Annotated in this window: 19 protein-coding genes and 1 pseudogene; 3 read left to right on the top strand and 17 right to left on the bottom strand. The window is 42.0% G+C overall.

What is annotated here, in order from left to right; genetic code table 11:
• Positions 1-21: 21 nt before the first annotated feature.
• The 16 genes and pseudogenes from ACGE0T_RS06725 to ACGE0T_RS06650 form a co-directional block, all read right to left on the bottom strand.
• Entirely contained in the window at positions 22-789 is a 768-nt protein-coding gene (locus ACGE0T_RS06725; protein ID WP_459189761.1) for a tetratricopeptide repeat protein, read from the bottom strand.
• Between the two features lie 4 nt (positions 790-793).
• Positions 794-2,605: a BatD family protein gene (locus tag ACGE0T_RS06720; RefSeq protein WP_459189760.1), complete on the bottom strand. Its 1,812-nt coding sequence runs from the start codon at positions 2,603-2,605 to the stop codon at positions 794-796.
• 30 nt (positions 2,606-2,635) lie between these two features.
• The gene (locus ACGE0T_RS06715) at positions 2,636-3,388 is read right to left on the bottom strand and encodes a tetratricopeptide repeat protein (RefSeq protein WP_459190431.1); all 753 of its coding nucleotides are present in this window, start codon (positions 3,386-3,388) and stop codon (positions 2,636-2,638) included.
• A gap of 13 nt (positions 3,389-3,401) precedes the next feature.
• Positions 3,402-4,421 carry a vWA domain-containing protein gene (locus ACGE0T_RS06710; protein ID WP_459189759.1) on the bottom strand — a complete coding sequence of 340 codons (1,020 nt, stop codon included), beginning with the start codon at positions 4,419-4,421 and terminating at the stop codon, positions 3,402-3,404.
• A gap of 12 nt (positions 4,422-4,433) precedes the next feature.
• Entirely contained in the window at positions 4,434-5,420 is a 987-nt protein-coding gene (locus tag ACGE0T_RS06705; RefSeq protein ID WP_459189758.1) for a vWA domain-containing protein, read from the bottom strand.
• Between the two features lies 1 nt (position 5,421).
• A complete protein-coding gene (locus ACGE0T_RS06700) occupies positions 5,422-6,426 on the bottom strand; it encodes a hypothetical protein (RefSeq protein ID WP_459189757.1) in 1,005 nt (334 codons plus the stop codon).
• A gap of 9 nt (positions 6,427-6,435) precedes the next feature.
• Entirely contained in the window at positions 6,436-7,305 is an 870-nt protein-coding gene (locus tag ACGE0T_RS06695; RefSeq protein ID WP_459189756.1) for a DUF58 domain-containing protein, read from the bottom strand.
• Between the two features lie 158 nt (positions 7,306-7,463).
• Positions 7,464-8,459, bottom strand: coding sequence for an AAA family ATPase (locus ACGE0T_RS06690; RefSeq protein ID WP_459189755.1), 996 nt, complete (start codon positions 8,457-8,459; stop codon positions 7,464-7,466).
• Positions 8,460-8,615: 156 nt separating this feature from the next.
• The gene (locus ACGE0T_RS06685; protein WP_459189754.1) at positions 8,616-9,956 is read right to left on the bottom strand and encodes an HU family DNA-binding protein; all 1,341 of its coding nucleotides are present in this window, start codon (positions 9,954-9,956) and stop codon (positions 8,616-8,618) included.
• Positions 9,949-10,239: an HU family DNA-binding protein gene (locus tag ACGE0T_RS06680; RefSeq protein WP_459189753.1), complete on the bottom strand. Its 291-nt coding sequence runs from the start codon at positions 10,237-10,239 to the stop codon at positions 9,949-9,951. Before ACGE0T_RS06680 ends, ACGE0T_RS06685 begins: the two co-directional genes overlap by 8 nt.
• 81 nt (positions 10,240-10,320) lie before the next feature.
• Positions 10,321-11,616: a 30S ribosomal protein S12 methylthiotransferase RimO gene (gene rimO / locus ACGE0T_RS06675; protein ID WP_459189752.1), complete on the bottom strand. Its 1,296-nt coding sequence runs from the start codon at positions 11,614-11,616 to the stop codon at positions 10,321-10,323.
• Positions 11,617-11,667: 51 nt separating this feature from the next.
• Positions 11,668-12,621, bottom strand: coding sequence for a signal recognition particle-docking protein FtsY (ftsY, locus tag ACGE0T_RS06670; RefSeq protein ID WP_459189751.1), 954 nt, complete (start codon positions 12,619-12,621; stop codon positions 11,668-11,670).
• Positions 12,622-12,767: 146 nt separating this feature from the next.
• Positions 12,768-13,907, bottom strand: a complete 1,140-nt coding sequence (nspC, locus tag ACGE0T_RS06665) for a carboxynorspermidine decarboxylase (protein WP_459189750.1) — start codon at positions 13,905-13,907, stop codon at positions 12,768-12,770.
• Positions 13,908-14,009: 102 nt separating this feature from the next.
• The gene (locus ACGE0T_RS06660) at positions 14,010-15,050 is read right to left on the bottom strand and encodes an acyltransferase family protein (protein WP_459189749.1); all 1,041 of its coding nucleotides are present in this window, start codon (positions 15,048-15,050) and stop codon (positions 14,010-14,012) included.
• Positions 15,051-15,338: 288 nt separating this feature from the next.
• Positions 15,339-15,698, bottom strand: coding sequence for an ISAs1 family transposase (locus ACGE0T_RS06655; RefSeq protein WP_459190430.1), 360 nt, complete (start codon positions 15,696-15,698; stop codon positions 15,339-15,341).
• Positions 15,699-15,726: 28 nt separating this feature from the next.
• Positions 15,727-15,882, bottom strand: a pseudogene (locus ACGE0T_RS06650) (transposase); the annotation flags it as partial.
• A gap of 658 nt (positions 15,883-16,540) precedes the next feature.
• Between ACGE0T_RS06650 and ACGE0T_RS06645 the strand changes: the two are divergent.
• The 3 genes from ACGE0T_RS06645 to ACGE0T_RS06635 all read left to right on the top strand — a co-directional run bounded on the left by ACGE0T_RS06645 (position 16,541) and on the right by ACGE0T_RS06635 (position 22,070).
• Positions 16,541-19,714, top strand: a complete 3,174-nt coding sequence (locus tag ACGE0T_RS06645; protein ID WP_459189748.1) for a SusC/RagA family TonB-linked outer membrane protein — start codon at positions 16,541-16,543, stop codon at positions 19,712-19,714.
• A 21-nt stretch (positions 19,715-19,735) separates the two neighbouring features.
• Complete coding sequence (locus ACGE0T_RS06640; protein WP_459189747.1) at positions 19,736-21,367, top strand: SusD/RagB family nutrient-binding outer membrane lipoprotein; 1,632 nt, start codon at positions 19,736-19,738, stop codon at positions 21,365-21,367.
• Between the two features lie 280 nt (positions 21,368-21,647).
• Entirely contained in the window at positions 21,648-22,070 is a 423-nt protein-coding gene (locus tag ACGE0T_RS06635; protein WP_459189746.1) for an ISAs1 family transposase, read from the top strand.
• Positions 22,071-22,193: 123 nt separating this feature from the next.
• Here ACGE0T_RS06635 and ACGE0T_RS06630 read toward each other — a convergent pair whose 3' ends face one another.
• Complete coding sequence (locus ACGE0T_RS06630; RefSeq protein ID WP_459189745.1) at positions 22,194-24,539, bottom strand: ABC transporter permease; 2,346 nt, start codon at positions 24,537-24,539, stop codon at positions 22,194-22,196.
• Positions 24,540-24,548 lie beyond the last annotated feature (9 nt).

Raw genomic sequence — 24,548 nt, 5'->3', positions numbered from 1 at the left:
GATTTAAAATTACAGAGTTTGTCAAATTACTTGTATATCTTTTGTAGGCATCCATCCGACACTGCCATCTTCCATTTCTATTTCGCTCCAATCCCCTAATTTGCTCTTTATGGAAACCTTCGTCCCTTCATGCAAGATGAACAAATCCGTTCCGCTTGCATCCGGAGAACTTTTTATGGTAACAGTCGGAGCAAAAATAATGGCACTATTCCGGTTAAGCATTTCCGCTTTCTGGTGCTGGCCAAAGATATTGGAGAATATCACCAAGACCAACAATAGAAGACCGACATAGAAGCCTATCTTTTTCAAATGAATCCATTTGGAGAAGAAGAACATAATCAGACATCCGATAAACAAGATAAAACACAGAATACCTATCTTTCCCCAGGAATCGGCTCCGGCCATATTCTGGATAGAGTCAAACCACTGGCTTAAAAAGAAACCGCCTACCGGTTCAATCTTATCTACAGTTTTCTGACGTGCCATTTGCAGGTTGAAACGGATGTCCTTATCTCCCGGATCCAATACTAAAGCCCGTTCGTAATTCAGGATAGCCGGAGCAATCTTGCCTGCCTTATAATAGGCATTCCCCAGATTATAGAAGATTGCGGCAGACTCGCCATGGCTTTTGATAATGCCTTCGTATAATTCAATTGCTTTATTATAATCTTCCTGCGTATAGGCAGTTTCCGCCTCCTTGATAGCAGTTTCCTGCGCATATACGCCCAAAGCTACGAACTGTACCAAGAGGAAGAACAGTATTTTTTTCATATTGATATTCATCTTCATGCGATTACTTTTTAATTGTATTCTCCATTTTTCCAATGGCATCTACAGTCTGTTCATATAATTTATCCATAGCATCCGATGCTTGTGTAGGTGCATAACGGGCAAACTCGCAAGTATTCAGGATTTCCATAAATTCATTAATCAACGCCTCGTCCACACCGTACTGGGTCAACTCGGCTTCTACATTATCTTTACTCAAATTAGACTGTGGAATGTTCAACTTATCACTCAGATATCCCCAAACTGCACGAAGTACTTCATCATAAAATTCTTCCTTCTTGTTTTCTTTCAGCAACTTGCCGGCATTCTTCAAACGGCGTACAGCCATCTTGTTTGCTTTCTTGGTACGAACCAAAGCAAGGTCTGAATTTTCTTTTACCTGTTTACGATAAATGATAAAGAATACAATAAAAAGGATAGCCGGAATCAGGTAACATAAAATGTACATGAAGGAGCCGAAGAATATTTCGTTATTCGTAATAAAATGAATACCGTTCACTTTCAGGTAACGGATATCTTTTCCCAGATATTTTACACTTTCCTTATTGCTGAAATTAGATACGACAGGAGCAGCCGTTCCTCCCCCCTGACCTTGCTCTACATGCAATTTATAAGGTTCGGACTTGATTGTTTTATACGTACCTGACTTCGGATCAAAATAAGAGAAGGCTATCGCCGGTATTTCAAAATCGCCGGCATAACGGGGAATTGCCATATATTCGATCGTCTTGCTGCCGGATGCACCGGAAGAGGTTACTTTAATATCGGAAGTAACCTTCGGATCATACACATCAAAATCATTCGGGAAAACAACTTCCGGATTCTTCACCAGCTTAATATTTCCATTACCGGATATATTCACCTTAACAGTAACCGCTTCATCCGTTTTCACATTGTTGGAACTGATACTGGAAGTCATTGTATAATTACCGACAGCCCCACCGTATGAAGCAGGCTTACCGGAAGGCAAAGGCTTCACATCGATTGCAACGGCAGGCGTCGTCAACATCTTATTCAAATCCACAGAAGATTCAAAAAAGTCATCGAATATACTACCTCTCCTTTTCTGTGGAGCCGGAACCCGTACTATAACATCCATCTTTCCCGACGGAATCGTTATCTTACCGGAGCGTTGCGGATAAAGGACAGTTTGCCGGATAACAACCGCTTTATAACGTTTTCCATTATAATCTTCAAGTGTCCATTGTTTTTGTTCAGGCAATTCTATTTCCTGAGCCAGAAAGCCGTCAAATTCCGGGAACTTAGGAGGATTGATTCCTGCTATATCAACTCTGGTATACAGTTTGAATGTAACCAATATACCTTCCTGTTCATATACATTTTTATCTGAAACATTGATACGGAGGAATATATCATCATTAGATACACGGAGGGTTCCATCATTATTTTGCTTGGCAACCTCGTCCGCCTTTTCAGCAGGAAGAACTTTTATGACCAATGCATTTGATGAATAATTGGAACCTTTCACTTTGATTGTAGCCGGACCGACATTGAACGTACCTTCTTTCTTCGGCATTAAAACATACGTAAAGGTCAATGACGTTTCCGTACTTAAACTGCCATTGATAAGCTGGGTACTCATACTTGTAGAAGTGGATGGTCCCATCAATACATCAAAATCAGAAAGTTCCGGTACACGCAAATCCTTCCCATCCGCATTTACCGTATACGTCAGATTAAACCGTTCTCCCATGGCAACCACAGGAGGCGCAGATGCTTTAAACGTTACATCGGCCGCTTTTGCTGCCAACCCGAATGTAGCGAAGAGCACAAATAAGAAAACTAATTTCCTCATTATATATCGTTATTTTTGTTTATCCCTTTATTACCACTCTTTTTCAACTCTACGGCGCTGTTGCTGCTGGGCCTGCGCTTTCTTCACTTTCTCCTGAGTGTCTTTTTCGTCCTGCAGGAAGGCATCCAGCATCTGTTGAGCATTATCCTGGCTCATCTGTTCGTTTTGCTGCTGTTGTTCCTGAGTCTTATTGTCTTTTTTATCATCCTGTTGCTGCTGGTCCTGCTGTTGTTGTTGCTGATCCTGCTGCTGTTCATCTTTCTTATCGTCTTTTTTATCCTGATCCTGATTTTTATCCTGATCTTGTTGCTGTTGCTGCTGGTCTTCCAACAATTTTTGTGCCAAAGCTAAATTATAGCGCGTTTCGTCATCTTTCGGATTAAAACGCAGGGATTGTTTATAAGCTTCAACACTTTTGGCATATTCTTTATTCTGCATGCCGATATTTCCGAGGTTATGGAAAATCTCGGATAAACGTGCTTTGCCTTCAGGAGTCTCCATCATCTTTTCTGCCTGCCCCGCTATCAACTGATACTGCTCGGCAGCTTCCGGAAATTTCTTCTGCTTGTATAAAGCATTTCCCAAGTCGTAGGTTCCTTCCGCAGAGCGGGGATTTACTTCCAAGCTCTTCCGGTAAGCAATCTCCGCTTCGGTATATTTTTCCTGTTCGTACAGTTTATTCCCTTCACGCACATTTTTACGTTCCGCTTTCTGTGCAAACACGGCACCTGAGCAGAACATAAAAGCGGTCATCCATATTATTGATTTTTGCATACGCTTCATCTCATTCATTCCATTAAGAAAACAGTTTCACTTTTCTGAATATACGGTTCTTCCTGTCGAGCGTCATAAAGTCGGCCAACAGCAATATCAAAGCTATCCAGGCAAAAGTCTGGAAACGTTCGTCGTATTCTGAATAGACTTTGCTATCCAGTTCCGATTTATTCATTTTATCGATTTCCTTTTGCAAGGCTCTTAATGCAGAGTTGGTATTGTCGGCACGCACGTAAGTACCATGCCCTGCCGCAGCAATCTCACGGCACATCTCTTCGTTCAGTTTGGTAATGACTACATTTCCTTCCTTATCTTTCATATAGTCATTGTTGCCGCCAACCGGGATAGGCGAACCTTTCGGGTCTCCCATACCTACTATATTCACATGGATACCTTTTTCAGCCGCCGCTGCCGCCGCTTTCACTGCATCTCCTTCGTGGTTCTCACCATCGGTAATCAGGATGATTGCCTTGTCGGAAGTTTCACTCGGGGTAAATGAGCGCATCGCCAGATTGATAGCCGAGCCGATAGCCGTTCCCTGAGCCGAAACCATCGACGGGTTGATGGACGAAAGGAACATCTTTGCCGAAATATAATCGGAAGTAATCGGAAGCTGTGTAAAAGCATCACCGGCAAATACAATCAAACCGACTTTATCATTCGACAGACCGTCTGTCAACTTAGACAACATTTGTTTGGCTTTCTCCAAACGGTTCGGGGAAACATCCTCCGCCATCATGGAATTGGATACGTCGAGGCAGACCATCACTTCCACGCCCTGGCGTTTTACTGTTTCCAGCTTGGAACCGAACTGCGGTCCTGCAATAACAATAATAACCATGGCAATGGCCCCGAACAACAGCCAAAATTTCAAGTGCTGGCGTTTGGGAGATACCTCAGGCATCAACTCCGACAACAGTTCTGGATTACCATATTTCTTGATTGCTTTCTTCTTCAACACGATTGCATACACATAGAATGCGATCAATACGGGAAGAACGAACAGCAAGTATAAAAAGTCCGGATGTGCAAAACGAAACATAAGCTTCTTTCTTTACGGTATATTTCTTAACAATGTATTTCTCAATAAAATCTCAACCAGCAACAGAGCGAACAACAGCAAAGCCCAGTTCTTATATTCTTCCTGTTTCTTACTGTATTCCTGTACGCTGATTTTCGTTTTCTCCATCTTATCGATTTCCGAATAAATCTCTTTCAGGCTGGCATTGTCCGTAGCACGGAAATACTGTCCGCCTGTAGTTGCCGAGATTTGCTTCAAAGTAGGCTCGTCAATCTCTACCGGGATATTCTGGTATTGCACGCCGAATGCTGTCTGGAACGGATAAGGCGCTTCCCCTTTCGTACCGACACCAATCGTATAAACACGTACACCGAATGTCTGGGCAATCTCGGCAGCGGTTACCGGAGCAATCTCTCCCATATTATTCATACCATCGGTAAGCAGAATAATCACTTTCGACTTAGCCTGGCTGTCTTTAATACGGCTCACGGCATTGGCCAGTCCCAAACCAATCGCAGTACCATCTTCAATAAGACCCGGTTGGATATCCTTGAACAGGTTCAACAATACGGAGTGGTCGGTTGTCAACGGACATTGTGTAAAGCTCTCTCCTGCAAAAACGACCAATCCGATATTATCGTTCGGACGTCCGTTGATGAAAGAGGCAGCCACATCCTTGGCCGCTTCCAAACGGTTAGGTTTCAAGTCCTGCGCCAACATACTGCTGGAAATATCCATTGCCAGTACAATATCGATACCTTCGGTCGACGAGTTCTGCCAACTGTTGGTAGACTGCGGGCGCGCAAGTATGACTATCAATACGGCAACGGCAGCCATACGCAATATAAACGGGACATGGCGCAGATACACCTTCCATGATGCCGCTCCCGGAACATCGAATGCCTGCGAAGAGGATACCTGCAAACTTGCCTGGTTTTTGCTGAGTTTGTAGATATACCATCCGATCATCGGGATGAGCAGTAATAACAAATACAGATATGTAGGATTTGCAAATACCATTTTATTCTTTAATTACAGTTGTATCATTCGTTTCAACAGGTTTCTCTTCTTTTTGTTCTTCCGGAGCCACCTCTACCACTTCCTGTTTGGTCTTGTCGACAAACAGATAAGCATTCGTCATACTCAAGTCGTTTTCATCAGGCAACGGATTCATCTTGGCGAATTTCACGAAATCCGATAATAACAGAATCTGTTGCAGGTTGTCATACACAGAAGATGCATCCGGTGTTTTGCGGATAATATCCAATATCTCGCCGGAGGTCATTTCCATAGCATTGATGCCGAAACGTTCCACAATATAACGGCGCAATGTATCCGTTATCATTGTAAAATACTCCTTGCTGCGTCCCTGCTGCCAAAGTTTCTGCTGCTTGATTTCATCCAGTTCCTTCACTGCCTGTTCATGAGGCGGCAACTTCGGTTCCGGCTTCTTGAACGGGATAAGCGACTGGCGGTTGCGCAAACGCTTGATTACATAAGCGATTACACAAATCAGGAACAGAGCCAGCAACACGCCGAAGATAATCGGATAGTAATCTGCCAGCACGAAAGGCGGCTTCCATACATTCTTTATATCAAAAAACTCTTCCGGCTTATCCGTATTTACAGGAATGGTAGATACTTTCAGTGCTATCTGATTGGAATAGACCGTATCCTTGCCATCTATCACCTTGAACGGAGGAAGCAGGTAAAGCGAGGAGTCAAAAGAAGTAACCAACAAATCCTGTTTGATTAACAGGCGGTCGTTGTCTATCTCGGTAGTATCCGCTTTCGGTATATCCAATACCTCTACCCCTGCCATCAATGTATCGCGGGGGATAACAAGCTGTACCTCCTTATTTTTATCGGCTGTTACCGTTAAATGTAAAACAGTCTGCTCTCCGATGAGTATCGCTGCCGAATCCACTTTCACATCCAACAGCGTATTCTGTGCAGATGCCTTTCCCCCGGAAAAGGATAGCCCTATAAGAGCGAGAAACAGAATGCTTTTATGTATCAATTTCATTTGTATGCTTTAATTACGTTTATCAAAAAGAGCAATTAATGCCTTCACATAATCATCTTCCGTACGGATAGACACGGAGTCTACGCGGCATTTCTTGAACGAGTCGTTCATTGCAGCCTGACGGCGGTCCCACCATTTTTTATAGGTTTCGCGTACGCTTGCCGAAGAGGTATCGATCCAACGTTCCGCTCCGGTTTCCGCATCCTTGATTTTCATCAGACCGACAGACGGAAGTTCCGTTTCACGGCGGTCGTATACCTGGATAGCCACCACGTCATGCTTGCGGTTTGCGATTGTAAGTGCATCCTTAAAACCGTCTTTGTCGATAAAGTCGGAAATCAGGAATGCCGTACAACGTTTCTTTATTGCATTCGTCAGGTATTTCAGGACCTGGGTAATATCCGTTTTCTTATCATCCGGCTGGAAGTCTATCAGCTCGCGGATAATATAAAGGATATGCTTTTTCCCTTTCTGCGGAGGGATAAACTTCTCTATCTTATCGGAAAAGAATATCACACCGATTTTATCATTATTCTGAATCGCCGAGAAAGCAAGTGTTGCGGCAATCTCCGTAATGACTTCTTTCTTCATTACATTCACGGAACCGAAATCCCGGCTACCCGACACATCAATCAACAACATTACCGTCAACTCACGCTCTTCTTCAAACACCTTTATATAAGGGCGTACATAGCGTGCGGTAACATTCCAGTCGATGTCGCGGATATCATCGCCGTACTGGTACTCGCGCACTTCGCTGAATGCCATACCGCGTCCTTTGAATGCGGAGTGGTACTGACCGGCGAAGATATTGCGGGACAAGCCACGCGTTTTTATCTCAATCCGACGAACCTTCTTTAATAGTTCACTTGTTTCCATAGAATACGCTTTCTCTCTAATATAAATACTCCAATTTCAAAAGATATATGTTCCGTTTTTAAAACATATATGCTTTGCGTTTAAAACATACATGTTTTGAAATCAAATCATATATGTTTTGAATACAGGGTATATTGCATCCCCGTTCAGAAGATATATTAGGGAACTTCAACCTTATTCAGGATTTCGCTGATTACTTCTTCCGAAGTCAGGTTGTTTGCCTCTGCTTCATAGCTTAAACCGATACGGTGACGCATTACGTCGTGGCAAACAGCACGTACATCTTCCGGAATCACATAGCCTCTGCGCTTAATGAATGCATATGCGCGGGCTGCCAATGCCAGGTTAATGGATGCACGGGGAGAAGCACCGAACGAAATCATGTTTGACAGGTTAGCCAGACCATGTTCCTGCGGGAAACGGGTTGCAAACACGATGTCGACGATATAACGTTCAATCTTTTCATCCAGATACACTTCACGGACTACCTTGCGGGCTTCCAGAATTTCATCTTTTGTCAATATCGGCTTGATATCCGGCTTAATACCTGAAATATTCTGGCGGATAATCAGTTTTTCTTCTTCTTTCTTCGGATAGTTAATGATGACCTTCAGCATGAAACGGTCTACCTGTGCTTCCGGCAGCGGATACGTACCTTCCTGCTCGATCGGGTTCTGGGTTGCCATTACAAGGAATGGTTCCGGCAGCTTGTAAGTGTTTTCGCTGATAGTAACCTGGCGTTCCTGCATCGCTTCCAGCAAAGCACTCTGTACTTTAGCAGGAGCACGGTTTATTTCATCCGCTAATACAAAATTAGCGAAGACCGGGCCTTGTTTTACCTGAAACTCTTCGCTTTTCTGACTGTAAATCATTGTACCGATCACATCGGCAGGCAACAAGTCCGGGGTGAACTGGATACGGCTATATTTTGCATCAATCAATGATGCCAGTGTTTTAATTGCCAATGTTTTTGCCAAACCGGGAACACCTTCCAGCAAAATATGTCCATCCGAAAGCAAACCGATTAATAATGATTCAACCAAATGCTTTTGTCCTACAATCACCTGGTCCATTCCCATGGTAATCATGTTCACAAACGAACTTTTGCTTTCAATTCGCGCGTTCAACTCGCGAATGTCTACTGTCTGACTCATAGTTTTTATTTCTTTTTATTGTTACTGTTTCTACTTATTTTTTTGAGATGCACAAAATTAGAAATGTTAAATTCGTATTTTATACTTTCGCAGTTAAATAATACTAACCGACAGGTTCCTATTTTGTTTTATTTTACTTAAAAGCAAAGGTTTCAATTACAAGGCTCCCGCCAGTATTTGAGTTTGAAGTGCAGCAGCTTTTTCTATAGACGAACGGCTTTGCGCATTAATCCCATACAGTTCAGGCGCCGGGACTCTAATAACAGTCCCTATCGGCACATTGTTCGGATCTTTAATCGCATCTTTATTATATTCATAGAGGTATACCCAGAATATCTTATGTCCGTAATATTTCAGGGAAATCAATGTTAACCGGTCGCCCGAAGCAATCTTCACCAGTCCTATTTCTTTCTTGGCAGAGGTTTCAACCGGGGCTTTTTCTTCTTTGGCCGGAATACCGGAAGCCGGAGCAACTGTATCCGTAGCGGAATGCTTTTGAATCGTATCTTTATCATTTTCCACGGCTTGTTTCGCCAAATCCAGAGAATCGGAAGGGGTTGCCACAGCTATATTTTCATCTTCCGCAACTGGAAGTTCCACCTCCTCTTTCTTGAAAAATTCACGATTCAGATAAAGTCCTATATTGATACCGACAAGCAGTAAAACAATTGCGGAAATTATCAGGGTACGGCTGTTCAGTATTATTTTTTTAGAGGATACCGGTTCTTCCGGTTGTACGGCAGTTTCTTCGGAAACAGTCGTTTCCGGGATAACTTCTTCCGGAGCTATTTCTTCTTTCACAGCGGCATCTTCCAGAATTTCCTCTATAGTTGATTCCTGTACGATTGGTTCTTCCATAGCAGATTCTTCTACAACAGGCTCTTCAGCGATTAACGCATCTGCTGCTGCTGCAACCGTACAGTCTGCTGCCTCTTCTTTATTTTCAGGGATTGTTTCTTCTACAGTTTCTGTAATAGCTTCTTCTTCAAGGGAAGTTTCATTCTCCACAATAGCCTCCTCTTCCACTACAGGAAGCCCCTCCTCTGTTTCATCTGAGGATTCCGTTACTGGCAGAGAAAGTAATTGCTCTTCCGGCATGACTTCTTCCACAGATTCGTCTTCCGTTTCTTTTTCTTCTGTGTCTTCTGAAACATCCATATCCGAAAAGTCCACATCCTCTCCTATTTCTGTTGTTTCAAAAAAGGAGAATGGTTTATTGACGAGTTCTTTCAGTTCCTTATCAGGCAGGAAAGAAAATTTATAATGTGCAGGAATAAGAAAACGTTCGCCGGTATTCACATGGATGCTCTCCCGTTTCTCCACGGCAATTATCTTAAATGTTCCCAGCCCCTTAATCTTTACGATTTTATCGGCAAAGACACCTTCAGACACAATCGCGATAAACTCTCTCAGGAAACGTTCGGTTACGTTTTTATCTTTTCCGGTATGGTCTGCCAGTAAACCGGCCAAGTCCTGTATGGTCAGCCGATTATTCATTGTCACCCAAGTCTTTTAGTTTATTTTTCAAGGTACTGCCCGGTTTAAACACAGGAACAAGTTTAGGAGGGACCAGATAGCGTTTACCATTGGAAGGGTTGACAGAAATCCGCTCTGCTTTCTTCTTTACTTCAAATTGTCCGAAACCTTGCAGGCAGAGCGTATCGTTGTCTACCAGACGAGAACCTACCACAGAGCTCAATACAGAAAGTGTATCAGTCACCTCCTGCGCAGTCCACCCCATACGGTGGGATAGCTCCGTTATCAGCTCCTTATTTTTCATGTCCGCATCCATTAATAGATTATGCAGCTATATTAGTTATTTTTTCGTAAACAGGCAAATTTGTTTACAGTTTTTATATCATTACAACACTTTTCCGTACAAGTCAAATGCCTGTGCATCTTCGATTTCCACCTGGTAGAATGCTCCGGGGACAAGTTCGCGGTCCTTATAGATTAATATCTCAGGGTCAACTTCAGGCGAATCAAATTCGGTTCGCCCCACATAAAAGTCTTCTTCCTCACGGTCGAGGATTACTTTAAATGTTTTGCCTATTTTAGACACATTTGTCTCGGCGGAAATGCGTTCCTGTATCCGCATCAGCGTGTCCAGGCGCTCCTGCTTGATTTCTGGGTCTATATCATCCGAATAATGTTTATAGGAATAGGTACCTTCCTCATGGCTGTAAGCAAAAGCTCCCATACGTTCGAAACGGGCTTTCCGGACAAACTCCACCAGTTCTTCAAAGTCCTGTTCCGTTTCCCCCGGATGCCCGACCATCAAAGTCGTACGCAGATGGATTCCCGGCACTTCTTCCCGCATCCGTTCTATCAGGGCATAGGTTTCTTCCTTGGTGATGTTGCGGCGCATCTTCTTCAACATCGGATTGCTGATATGCTGCAAAGCGATATCCATATATTTGCAGACATTATCGCGCTCACGCATTACCCGCAACAAATCATAGGGGAAATGGGACGGATAACCGTAATGCAGGCGTATCCATTCGACGCCCGGTATATCGGAAATACGTTCAACCAGTTCCGGCAAAGCGTACCGTTTGTATAAATCCAGCCCGTAATACGTCAGGTCCTGTGCAATCACCTGAAACTCTTTTACGCCTTGTTTTACCAGCAGGCGTACTTCGTTTTCTATATCCTCCATCGGAATGGATTGGTAATGTCCCGTACTGATAGGGATTGCACAATAAGAACAGGTCCGGTTACACCCTTCCGCTATCTTCAAGTAAGCATAATGTTTGGGAGTAGTCAGTACACGGTCGGATGCAAGTTCCCGATAGTAAGATTTACCCAGGTCGGAAAGCAGTTCCTTCCAATTGAACTTCCCATAAAAATGGTCTACTTCCGGCAGCTCGTTTTCGAGGTCTTTCAGGAAACGTTCGGAGAGGCATCCCATTACGAAAAGCTTGCCTATCTTGCCTTTTTTCTTCGCTTCGCCAAGTTCCAGAATCATATTTACAGATTCTTCCTGTGCATCACCGATAAAGCCGCAGGTATTCACTACGACTATTTCCCCGTTTATCTTATGGGGGTCGTGTTCTACCGTATACCCATTAGCTACAAACTGGCGCATAAGTTGTTCGGAATCCACCAGGTTTTTAGAACAACCCAAAGTGATAATATCTACCTTATTTTTCCGCATATTCTAATTCGTTCCTTTAACCCGTGTTTTTCGCGTCAGCCGCGTCATTATTTATTCTCCGAAGAGAGAGTTTACAAATTCTTTTTTGTTGAATACCTGCAAATCTTCCATGCCTTCTCCCAGTCCGATGTATTTCACAGGGATACGGAAATGGTCGGAAATACCGATTACCACACCGCCTTTCGCCGTTCCGTCCAATTTGGTAACCGCCAAAGCATTCACTTCTGTAGCGGCAGTAAACTGCTTTGCCTGCTCGAACGCATTTTGTCCGGTAGAACCGTCCAGCACCAGCAATATCTCGTGGGGTGCATCGGGTATCACCTTCTTCATTACGTTCTTTATCTTGGTAAGCTCGTTCATCAGGTTTATCTTGTTATGCAAACGTCCGGCGGTATCGATAATCACCACATCCGCACCATTGGCTTTTGCCGAGCTCAGCGTATCGAATGCAACCGAAGCAGGGTCCGAACCCATCTTCTGTTTTACGATAGGCACTCCTACCCGTTCACTCCAGATAACAAGCTGCTCCACAGCAGCGGCACGGAACGTATCGGCAGCTCCCAGATAAACATTCTTACCGGCTTTCTTGAACTGGTAAGCCAATTTGCCGATAGTCGTAGTCTTGCCTACCCCATTGACACCTACCACCATAATCACATACGGTTTCTTATCTTCGGGAAGAGTGAATGTCTCGGCATCTTCGGTATTATTCTCCGTCAGCAAAGCGGCAATCTCTTCACGCAGGATAGCCGTAAGCTCCTGGGTCGTGACATATTTGTCTTTTGCTACTCTTTCTTCAATACGGGATATTATTTTCAGTGTAGTATCTACCCCGACATCGGAAGTGATCAATACTTCTTCCAGATCATCCAGTACTTCGTCATCTACCTTGCTTTTTCCGGCAATGGCTCTGGTTAGCTTAGAGAATACATTCTCTTTTGTTTTTGATAACCCTTTGTCTAAAGTCTCTTTCTTCTCTTTACTGAAAAAGCTAAAAATTCCCATATCTATAAAAGCTAAAAATTGTTTTCTGATGCAACGAGTGCGCTAAATTACTAAACAGTTGACAATTGACAATGGACAGCCGGCAATTATTCTTCATTTTCCCTTTTTCTGCTGCCTGTTGTCTACTACCCATGCGTTAACTCAACTTAGCTCATCCTGTTTTTATAGTCTTCGTAACCGAATGTACGGTACATGACTAATTCATTCTTTTGGCTCCACAAAGCAAGCGACGGATGAGGGATTCCATTAAACATATTTGTTTTCACAATCGTATAATGAATCATATCTTCAAATATCAGCTTGTCGCCCACCTTGAGCGGTTCTTCAAACGACCAGTCTCCCATATAATCGCCACTCAGGCAACTGTTTCCACCGATACGGTAAGTCGGCTTTCCCTCCTGCGGTTCAGTTGCATTCCGGATAACCGGCTTATAGGGCATTTCCAGGCAATCCGGCATATGGCAGGTAAAAGAGGCGTCGATAATAGCCGTCTTTATTCCATGATTCTCTACAATATCGACAACGGTAGTCAGCAAGAATCCGGTCTGCCAGGCAAATGCACTGCCCGGTTCCATTATTATTTCCAAATTGGGATATTTGGCTTTGAAGGATTGCAACAAAGAAATAAGATGCCCGGTATCGTACCCTTCCCGTGTCATTAAATGGCCGCCTCCCATATTCAACCATTTGATATGGGGCAGGAACCGGCCGAAACGTTTTTCCACTTCAGCCAGCGTTTTCTCCAAATCATAAGACGTAGACTCGCATAACGTATGGAAATGAAGGCCTTCAATACCTTCCGGCAATGTATCTCCGAGCAAATCACTGATGACTCCCATCCTTGAACCCGGGGCACACGGATTATATAAATCCGTCTCTACATCCGAATATTCAGGATTGATCCGCAAACCGCACGACACCCGGTTACCGTCTGCCTGCACCATTGGATAAAACCGTTCAAACTGCGATAACGAATTAAACGTCACATGACTGCTATATTTTAATATAAGCGGGAAATCGGCTTCGGTATATGCCGGCGAATAAGTATGTGCCGGACTGCCCATTTCCTCATAAGCAAGCTGTGCCTCATATTTGGAACTGGCGGTAGAATACGGGATATATTCGCGTACAATCGGGAAAGCCTTCCACATGGCAAAAGCCTTAAATGCTAATATGATATTAACACCTGCACGTTCCTTTACATTTTTAATAAGCGAAAGGTTCCGGCGAAGTAAGTCCTCCTGCATCACATAGCAGGGAGATGGGATTGCATTAAAATCTATCATTCAGTCTACTTTGTTTCGGATTTTGAAATGCAAAGGTAATCAATAAAACCGAAAGTCAGAGCAGAACAAGCAATAAGACGGACGAATCGCAAAAAGTAACCGTTATTTATTCAATACTATTTTAATGCGTTTGTTCATTGGCTTTTCAAAATAATAATATGAAAGCAGGCTCAATAAGACAGTGATACAGAAAAGCACCGGGACAGAGATGTACCAGGCTATATGGATACTACTCCCTTTTTGCCATTCGGCATAAGACAACAAGATAAACAGGTGAATCAGGTAGAAACTGTAACTGATTTCTCCGCCGATCACCAACAAACGATTAGACAAAATACGAGACAAAATGCCTTTTTGCAAGGCAAAACTAACCAGAACCAATGCTACGGGCAACCAGTAGTAGCAAGAATACCGGTACACTTTAGGTACTTCGGCCGCATAGAAATAAAATGCCAAAAACAGGATTACAGATACAACTTCGAATATGCTCCCTTGCCGGGATGTTATATTTTTGTTCTTTAGATATTTATATAACCTGAAAAGTAATATCCCTACAATAAAATCAGGCAATCGGGTAATCGGATTAACGTACCAATATTCCTTTATATAGTTCTCGGGAGTGAAATACATTCCGACAAGAACCAATAGGGCTGCAATTACAAAAAAGCAGGTCAAATGTTTATAATTCTTTGTGATGGGGATAAAGAATGGGAAACAGAGGTAGAAAAGCTGTTCACAACATAAACTCCACGAAGGACTGTTGAATGAAAAAAAATAATCTGCTTGGGGTATATAGGCATTTGTCAATGTAAACGAGGTCAAAAAATGCTTGCACCAATCCAGTGCGTCCGATGCAATCACATAATTTCCTAATGCGGCGGCAATAAACAACGTCAGCCAGTGCAAAGGATAAATACGTGCAAAACGTGCCACCCAAAATGTACGCTTGGTTATTCTGTTTTCCTCAAATTTTTCCTGGTAATTATAGGCTATAATAAAACCGCTCAGTATAAAAAAGAAACTAACCCCAACAAATCCTTCTTTAAAGAAATGGGTACTAAAGAAATTGTCAATGACATAACAATGTGCTCCAAAAACCATCAATGCAAATAGAAATCGCAATGATGTCAAAGTGTTAATCATAATATCGATTTACGTTGTTATTTTTCACAAATGTACGAAAAGGGTTATGCTTTACAAATAAAGGGATAGATTGTATCTAATAAAATTTATTTCTATCAAAGGAAATGTTTCTCCTACCGGAAGTATTTTTATTTTATACCCGTACCTATTTCAAAAACTACAGCAGAAAATCTGTTTTCGACGTGGTCATTTATATTTTCGGCCATGTCATTCATATTTTCGAGGGCGCCGTGAATATTTTCGACCACGCCGAAAACAAATTAGTACGGAATAACCAGGGCAAACGCATTAGGAATAAAAGGAAAAAGCTCCGTTTAATAATTGCTCCAAAACCTCGTCATTCATAGCCGCCATCATTTTTCTTTTAATCGACATTTTGGCGGGATACATTTTTAAGACAGGCAGTGCCAGTTTGTTTAATGCAGACAAATTCATCATGGCTTTCCTATCCATTCTAATGAAATCTTCTCTAAAAGAGACATCAAGCTGCCAGTGTAAATTATTCTCTATATTCCAATGCTTTCGTATGGAATCCATGGCTAACCTTGCGTCCAGTTCCAATGAGGAAATAAAATATTGTGTCTCTTTTGTCACCTTCTTTGTGGTAAGATTCTTTACAGTAGTTGTGATACATCCAAACGTTTGGATGTATCACAACACATGATTTGGCAGCATGAACTTTGATAGCCATAGGCAATCTAAGCATATCAACAATAATATGCTCTTTTCTGCCTTTAACTTTCTTGCCACCATCGATACCCTTTTCACTGCTATCTATGTGATGGGACGTCCTTACACTTCTGGAGTCTATGAGTCTAACGCTGGGACTCATGGATTTACCAAAGGCTTTTCGGACTGATTCATATTGATATGACGTAGAGATTGATTTCTAATAAAAAGAGCGGTAACAAGGGTAAATCTCGTTTTTCTTGTTTGTATATCCTTCTCTCTTTTTTCTACAAGCTGTTACTCTATATTTTGCAGGAACATTTACTTTTTGTTGGCAGGATGCCCGGTTAAAGCTGTAAAAAAGCAATTGATTATGGATTAAGTTCTAAAAGAACTCTGCATATTTCATATCCGTACAAAGATATGATTTTTTTATATTGTTGTGTTATTTTTATTCAAAAAAAAATATTATTACCTCGTTTTTAACAATTTGGTGAGATAAGAGTATTTCTTGAATAACTGATGTTTAATAGGAGATTTAAGTAAACTAAAAGAAAATCACCCTTTTAAAGTGAATTTATTCGAACCTTTGAATATATGTGTAATATATTTAAAAATAATATTTTTTCACTATAGAGCTAACAGACATAACAATTGTGATATGCCTTTTTATCAATACTTATTACATTCTGGATATCAATACATTATCTCATTTCAAGAAAGTATTTTTTAGTTAAGTTCTTTTAGAACTAAGTAAAAAATGCTAAAAGTCTCCATATTTCATATAGCACTGGATTATTTCAACAAAACAAACACAAATTATGCTAAAAAAAATTAAACCTATTAGCTTGATTTTATTGGCGGGTGCATTTTCTCTCCCAGGAAACATGCATGCAATAACGGAGCCGGCCAATCAAAGCATGAACATTTCCCAACAAAAAGGAAAAGTCACAGGTATTGTAGAGGATGCTGTAGGTCCTATAACCGGAGCAGCTGTGGTGATAAAAGGTACTACCAATGGTAATATTACCGATATGGATGGTAAGTTTACCTTAGAAGGCGTAAAAAATGGAGATATTATTCAAATCTCCTTCGTTGGTTATGTAACTCAGGAAATTAAGTACACGGGACAACCTTCCTTGAATGTTAAATTGGCTGAAGACACACAGAAGATCGATGAAGTGGTGGTGACTGCTTTGGGTATTAAACGTCAGTCACGTTCCTTGGGGTATTCGACAACGCAAGTTCAAGGTGAAGATTTCACCTTAGCGCGTGACCCAAACTTGGGTAACGCGTTGACGGGTAAAGTAGCCGGTGTTAGTGTGTCCGGTAATGCAACCGGCGCCGGTGGTTCTTCTCGTGTTATTATTCGTGGTAATGCCTCTTTGACGGGTAATAATATGCCGTTGTATGTAGTAGATGGCGTTCCGTTTACCAACCAGAACTTGGGTAGCGCCGGAACTTGGGGTGGAATAGATATGGGTGACGGTTTGAACAACATCAATCCGGATGATATCGAATCGATCCAGATATTGAAAGGCGCTGCTGCTTCTGCTTTGTACGGTTATCGTGGAGGTAACGGTGCGATCCTGATTACTACCAAATCAGGTAAAAAAGGCAAACCGGTTTCCATTGAGTTCAATAATAACCTGACATTTAATACGATTTACGATTATCGCGATTATCAGAAAGAATTCGGCCAGGGAACGTATGGCAGCCGTCCGGCAGATGTCAACTCGGCCAAGAATTCAGAGCAGTCCAGCTGGGGTGCAGCTCTGGATGGCGGTAATGCGGTAAACTTCTTAGGCAATACATATGACTATTCATACATTGATAACTGGAAAAATTTCTACCGTACTGGCCTCAACGAATCGGCCTCTGTCGCTATCAGCGGTGCATCCGATAAGATCACATATCGTTTTGGGGTATCTAATGTATATGAAAAAAGTATTTTGCCAAATGCCGGCGACCAGCAGCAGGGTATTAATATGAACACCACATACGATATCCTTTCTAACCTGCATTTGATGGTGAATGCCAACTATATTTTTGAAAAGACGAATGGCCGTTCCAACTTGGCGGACGGTAACGGTAATACCAATGCTTCTTTGATCCACCGGGGTAACTCTTTCGATATCCGTTGGCTGGAAAGAGGTAGTGCCGATAGTGATTGGGGTACGGCAGCAGACGGATCCGAATTACTGGGCGGTGATAATGTTTATTTCAATAACCCGTACTGGTTGCAGTATCGGAAGACCAACGACATGAACAAAAACCGTTTAACGGGAGCCATGACCTTGAAATATGATATTACCGACTGGTTGTCTGTTCAGGGATCTGTTCAGCGTGACGGTTTCAACATGGACTTCAAGCAGGTGCAGCCAATGGGTGCTGCTGCCGACCCTGCCGGTTTTATGGTAGAATATTCCAAAAGTTTCTCAGAAATGAACCTGAACTATCTGATCGCTTTCAATAAGGAGTTCGGCGATTGGTCTGTTGCTGCTACATTGGGTGGCAACCGCCAGCGCACTATTACCAAACAATATACGCCGACAGACGGTGGCCGTCCGTTTATTGTAGACGGCTTGTGGTCTGTAAATAACCTGGGTGACAAACGGGCTTCCAAAATATATAGTGAATATCGTGTAAATTCTGTATATGCTACCGCCGACCTGGGTTGGAAGAACCAGCTATTCCTGAACCTGACCGGCCGTAACGACTGGTTCTCTACCTTGTCTCCGGAAAACAATAGCTATTTCTATCCGTCGGCTACTTTATCTTGGGTATTTACCGATACATTCAAAATGCCGGAATGGTTTACCTTCGGCAAGATTCGTGGTTCCTATGCTTCAGCATCTAACGGTACGGATCCTTATAAGAATCTGTTGCTTTATAAGTTGAGAGAATATACGGTAAATGGCCAGAGCACAATTACTCAGAATAATAATGATCAATATCCGAACCCGGCATTGAAACCGGTTCGGATATCAGAGTATGAAGTCGGTTTGAATTTGGCCTTCCTGGACAACCGTTTGTCGTTCGATATGGCTTACTATACGAAGAAAACAACGGATGATATCGCGGTAGTTTCTACTTCTGGTACTTCCGGCTACGGGTCTAAGATTATGAATGTCGGTGAAATTCGTAACTCGGGCTTTGAATTTATGATGAATGTAGTTCCGGTTCATACGAAAGATTTTGAGTGGAATACGACATTAAATTTAGCTTACAATGACAGTAAAGTATTGTATTTGGGTGAAGGCGTAGAACGTTTGCAGATTGATGGCGCTACTTCCCGTTCAGGTAATGTGAGTGTCCAGAATATCGTGGGTTCTTCGTATGGCGAACTGATCGGTTATAAATACAAACGGTACGAGGGGCAGATTGTTTACAAAGATGGTATCCCTCAGGCAGCAGATGAACTTTCCAGTTTGGGCAATGGCGTTTACAACCTGACCGGTGGCTGGAGTAACTCGTTCAAATATAAAAACTTCTCTCTGGCATTCTTGTTAGACTTCAAAGTAGGCGCTAAAATATTCTCGGGAACGAACTATTCCCTCTATGGTGAGGGTTTACACAAAAATACGTTAATTGGACGTACGGCTGACAATCCCAGAGGAGAAATTATTGGTGCCGGTGTAATGCAGGATGCCAATGGAAATTATGTTCCTAATAATGTTAAGGTAGATGCTCAGACCTATTATTCAGGCATCGCAAATAATAATATCGCTGAAGAATTTGTGTACAATGCCAACTTCCTGAAGTTGCGCGAACTTTCTCTCGGTTATGAATTCCCTCAGGCTCTGTTGACAAAATTAAAAGTGGTAAAGGGCTTGAATATCTCTTTGGTAGGACGTAATTTATGGACGATCATCAAACATACCGACAATATCGATCCGGAATCTGCTTATAACAATACAAACGGACAGGGTCTGGAATTGAACGGTTACCCGGCAACTAAAAGTATTGGTTTCAATGTTAATGTTAAATTTTAATCAAAATAGACGGAACATATTATGAATAAATATATTAAATATGCATTTGCGGCAGTAGGATTGATGTTTGTCAACACAAGCTGTAGCGATTTCGGCGATGTAAATATCGATCCGGAGCACATGAACGAAGGGAATGTCCCTTATGAAATGGTGTTTACGAATGCTCAACATCAGGGATTAGGTTCGGATTGGGATGTTTGGCGCGCCGGTTGTATCTATGGCGGACAATGGATGCAACATATAGCAGCCATTGATGAAAACTGGTGGACATATGCTCTTTATCTGTATAATGATGACTATTCTGCCTCTTATTGGAATATTTATTCCGGCGATCGTGGTGCTATACGTGATATTACGACTGTAATGGACCTGTGGAAAGATAAACCGGATTATGTGATTGATTACAACATGGCTCGTATTGTCAGAGTCCTTTTAATGAGCCGAATGACAGACCTTTATGGAGATATTCCTTATTCACAAGCCGGTCGTCCTTTAGAATTTTCTTATCCGAAATACGATACCCAGCAGGATATTTACACTGATATGTTGAAAGAACTGGATGAAGCTCAGGCCAGTCTGAATGCGGGGACGGCTAAAATGATTGCCCATGATGTTTATTATCAGGGCGATGCCGCTAAATGGAAAAAGTTCGCCAATACTTTGATGTTGCGTTTGGCCATGCGTTTGACAAAAGTCGATGCGATTACGGCACAAAACTGGGTAAAGAAGGCTGTTGCCAACGGTCTGATTACTTCTAATGCGGAGAATGCGATATTGAATCATCCGGGGGGCAATACCAATGATGATTCGGCAGAACCGTATGCTAAAATTTTCGCACATATGGATTGTGGGCATTTCTTTTTGAATGATGTATTTGTTAATATGCTGAAGAATACAAAAGATCCGCGCTTGGCTTTGATAGGAACTGTTTGTGACGATCCAACAATATCCATTCAGAGTGGTAGCTCATACCAATATGGGAATTCAGAACCTGATGTTCAAAAAGGCCTTCCTTCCGGTTACAGCAATGATAAAACAAATCAATGGTTTATTGGTAAAACGTATCCTGAATTTAATGATAAAGATTATTTGGACGGATATAGGAGTAAATATTCAACGGTAAACCGTTATACCTATTCCGATCCGGAAGCACCTACATTTATTATTACTTATGCACAATCTCAATTCTTATTGGCAGAGGCTGCTGTTCGTGGTTGGGTAAGTGGAGATGCAAAGACTTATTACGAAAATGGTGTGCGTGCAGCCATGGAACAATTTGCCCAGTTCCCGAAAGCATCGAGTTTGTATGCTCAGTATCTGGGTGCGGGTGCAATCAGTACCTATTTGGACGAAAATCCGTTTGATCAGAGCAAAGCTTTAGAACAGATTAACACGCAATATTGGATTAACTGTTTCTGTAATACTTATGAAGCATATTCCAACTGGCGTCGTTCCGGTTATCCGGATTTAAAGTCTCCGTATGATCCTGCCAACCCTTATGGTTCCAGTGCAACGGATGGTTCTATTCCTCGCCGTTTCAGATATCCGTCAACAGAATCTCAGGTTAATATGAATAACTACAATGATGCTGTCAGCCGTATGGATAAAGGTGATTCTTTCATGTCACGTGTATGGTGGGATGTCAAACAATAAAAGGGTTGTTATATGAAGAGTGGACTGCACTCCAAAAGTTTTGTATTTAACTTTTGGACAGCTCCTTTCTTTTTTATCTACCTGTTGGATATTGATAAGAATCATACTATCATCCTTGAATGATATTGTTTACTCAGGGATATTCAGCAAATAATACAAAATCAGCCAACTAATTCATAATAAAAGCATTGCGAATTAGTTGGCTTTTTTTTGTATCTTTAGGTATTCCCCCGAAAATAAGGTTTGACGGCCAAAACGGGTGAAATATTCAAACTAAGATATGTCTAAGATACAAAATATTTCAGAAATCCACCCAACTTTGGGCTTTACAGAATTCGATATTCTGGAAAAATATCGTAAGAGTTCTAATGAGAGTGAACTTGACAGCTGTATCACGACAACTGTAAAGAATCTTACCACAAAGAAGATGACAAAAGAGACACAATATTTTATTTCCTCATTGGAACTGGACGCAAGGTTAGCCATGGATTCCATACGAAAGCATTGGAATATAGAGAATAATTTACACTGGCAGCTTGATGTCTCTTTTAGAGAAGATTTCATTAGAATGGATAGGAAAGCCATGATGAATTTGTCTGCATTAAACAAACTGGCGCTGCCTGTCTTAAAAATGCATCCTGCCAAAATATCGATTAAAAGAAAAATAATGGCGGCAGCTATGAATGACAAGTTTTTGGAGTAATTATTAAACGGAGCTTTTTACTTTTATTCCTAATGCGTTTGCCCTGACGGGATAAAAAATAAAAATCCCCCGATGCAAATCTGAATACATCGGAGGATTTCCATTTATAATCTGTATCCCTAATTATTCCAGCTTAATGCTTTTAACCGGATTCTCATTGGCTGCATGCCAGGAACGTAATACTACGCAAATAAATATAACGCAGAGTAAAACGATACCGGATGTGATAAAGATAAACGGATTCAAGGAAATCTTCTCTGCAAACTGTTCAAGCCATTTGAATGCTGCCATATAAGAGCCCAACAAGCCGATAACTGCCGAAGGTATGCTCAACCAAGCTATATTCCGTAAAAGAAGCCTGAAGACATCCGTAGCTGTTGCCCCGTTTACTTTACGGATAGCAATTTCTTTGCTCCGCCGCCGAATCTCGTCGGATACATACCCAATTAATCCCATCAACGTGATAAGTAACATAAAGACTGCGGCAATGGCAACCGAACCACGAAAACGTTCGGTATCCCGATAGGATTCATGCAGATAATCCCGATAAGATATCAGAACAATATCTTCGTCCGGCAATAACTCGCGCAAACGGTTTTCGAGAGAACTCCTTGAAGAGGGCGACATTTCCTGCAAACGTACTGTCAGGAATAAACTCCTCCATTCTTCCGGAATGCCATAAAGCATCACAGGTGTTTGCTCCGTAAAAAGCGAACCGACCACAAAATTATCCACAACACCAACAATCACTCCTGCATTTTGAAGATTCTTACTTACGTGTATCTTTTTACCTACAGGATCATCTTTCCAATGCATTTTTTCAACTAAACGCCGGTTTACCAATATAGGCTGCGGTTCCCCCATTTCATGCGGGAGGTTTTGTCCCATCATCAGCTTCAGACCTAAAGTGTTCACATAACTGGTATCCACATAATCAAAACGTACGGTACATATTTCCCTTAAATCCTCGTCCATCAACGGAGTCCCTGAAAAAAATTCGCAAGCTAAAGACACCGAAAAAGCGATTTCTTTTACTTCCGGGGAACGGAGCAATTCAGCCCTTAATACCTGTTGCCTTGCATAAGGGACACTATCCAGTTTGCAAAAGACAAGGTTATCCGATTCATATCCCATATCCTTATCTAATACCCGGTGGTATTGCAACAGGATAATAGACAGGAAAGTAACCATGAAAACAGCACATATAACCTGCACGCACAGCAAACCCTGTTTCCATCCTCTTTTACTATAATTATAAAAACGGAAAGCCTGCGTTACCGGTATTGCTGCAAAAATACGGGCAGGAATAATGCCGGACAGCAATATGACAAACAAGACTAATCCCGCTCCTATCAGCAATTGCTTTCCTGAGAACAATGCACTCAAAGAAACGCCTGTCAATGAAGCGACCTGCCCCTGAAATAATAGAATAAGCAAAGCTGTACATATCAGAGCGATTAATACCAGTACTAATGTCTCTATCATCGCCATAGAAAATATATTCCCCGAAGTAGCACCGTTACTTTTATAGATAGCCATTGTACGGGCACGTGTGGCAAGTGAAGAAATGGATATCATCACATAGTTCAACGAAACCGATAGCAAAATCAAGGTGGCAAGGATGGACAAAACAACCAGTGTCTGCTTCGTTTCCTTATTATCCGTATGCAAATTTACAAGCGGCTTTAAATAACAATCAAAAGAGTACCCTCCTTTTTTCATCGATTCACGATCCATATGGCGGGCAAGCATGGCAGGTATATCTTCCCGGTTCAGCTTATCCACATTTGTCCCGGGCTGCAGACGCACATATCCGGCATATCCGTCACCCCCATTCCAGCTATTACGGCTGCGACCGACTATCGAATAAATCAAATTAAAGTCCATATGGCTGTTTTCGGGAACATCTTCAAATATACCGACTACCGTCAATATTACTTTATGCGCCTTGTCGTCGAAAAGAGTTTTCCCGACAGGGTCTTCCCCTTTAAATATAGTTTCAGCCAATGATTTTGACAACATCACATTCCGGTCTACTTTCAATTCCTGCGGGTCGCCGGACAACACTTTAAACGGAAGTGCTTTGAAGAACATCGTATCGGCATAAATCGTTTTTACCGTATACCGGTCCACACCTTCAAAAACAACCGTCTCGCCACTCTCCAGTATAGAAGTCCCTGCTACAACACCCGGTATTTCGAAAGGCATAGTCGGAGCCACAGGCTGGAAAGTATTCGAATAATCCATCGTATTGGATTCTTCCGTACCCACACCCGTTGTATATACGGTTTGTACCTGATAGATGTTCTCCGCTCCCGGCAAAAATTTATCATAGCTCAGGTCAAAAGAAATGCGGGCAAATAATATCAATCCGATAGCAAGTCCCAACGTTAGGGTAAATATCTTAATCAGATTATTTCCCCATGTGTTTTTCAGGTAACTGACAGCATAAAAGAACTGTTTCATCATTATGTAGTA

It is taken from the genome of Parabacteroides sp. APC149_11_2_Y6, from assembly GCF_054506995.1.
Note: the sequence above shows the minus strand (reverse complement) of the source record. Positions and strands in the feature narration are given on the sequence as shown.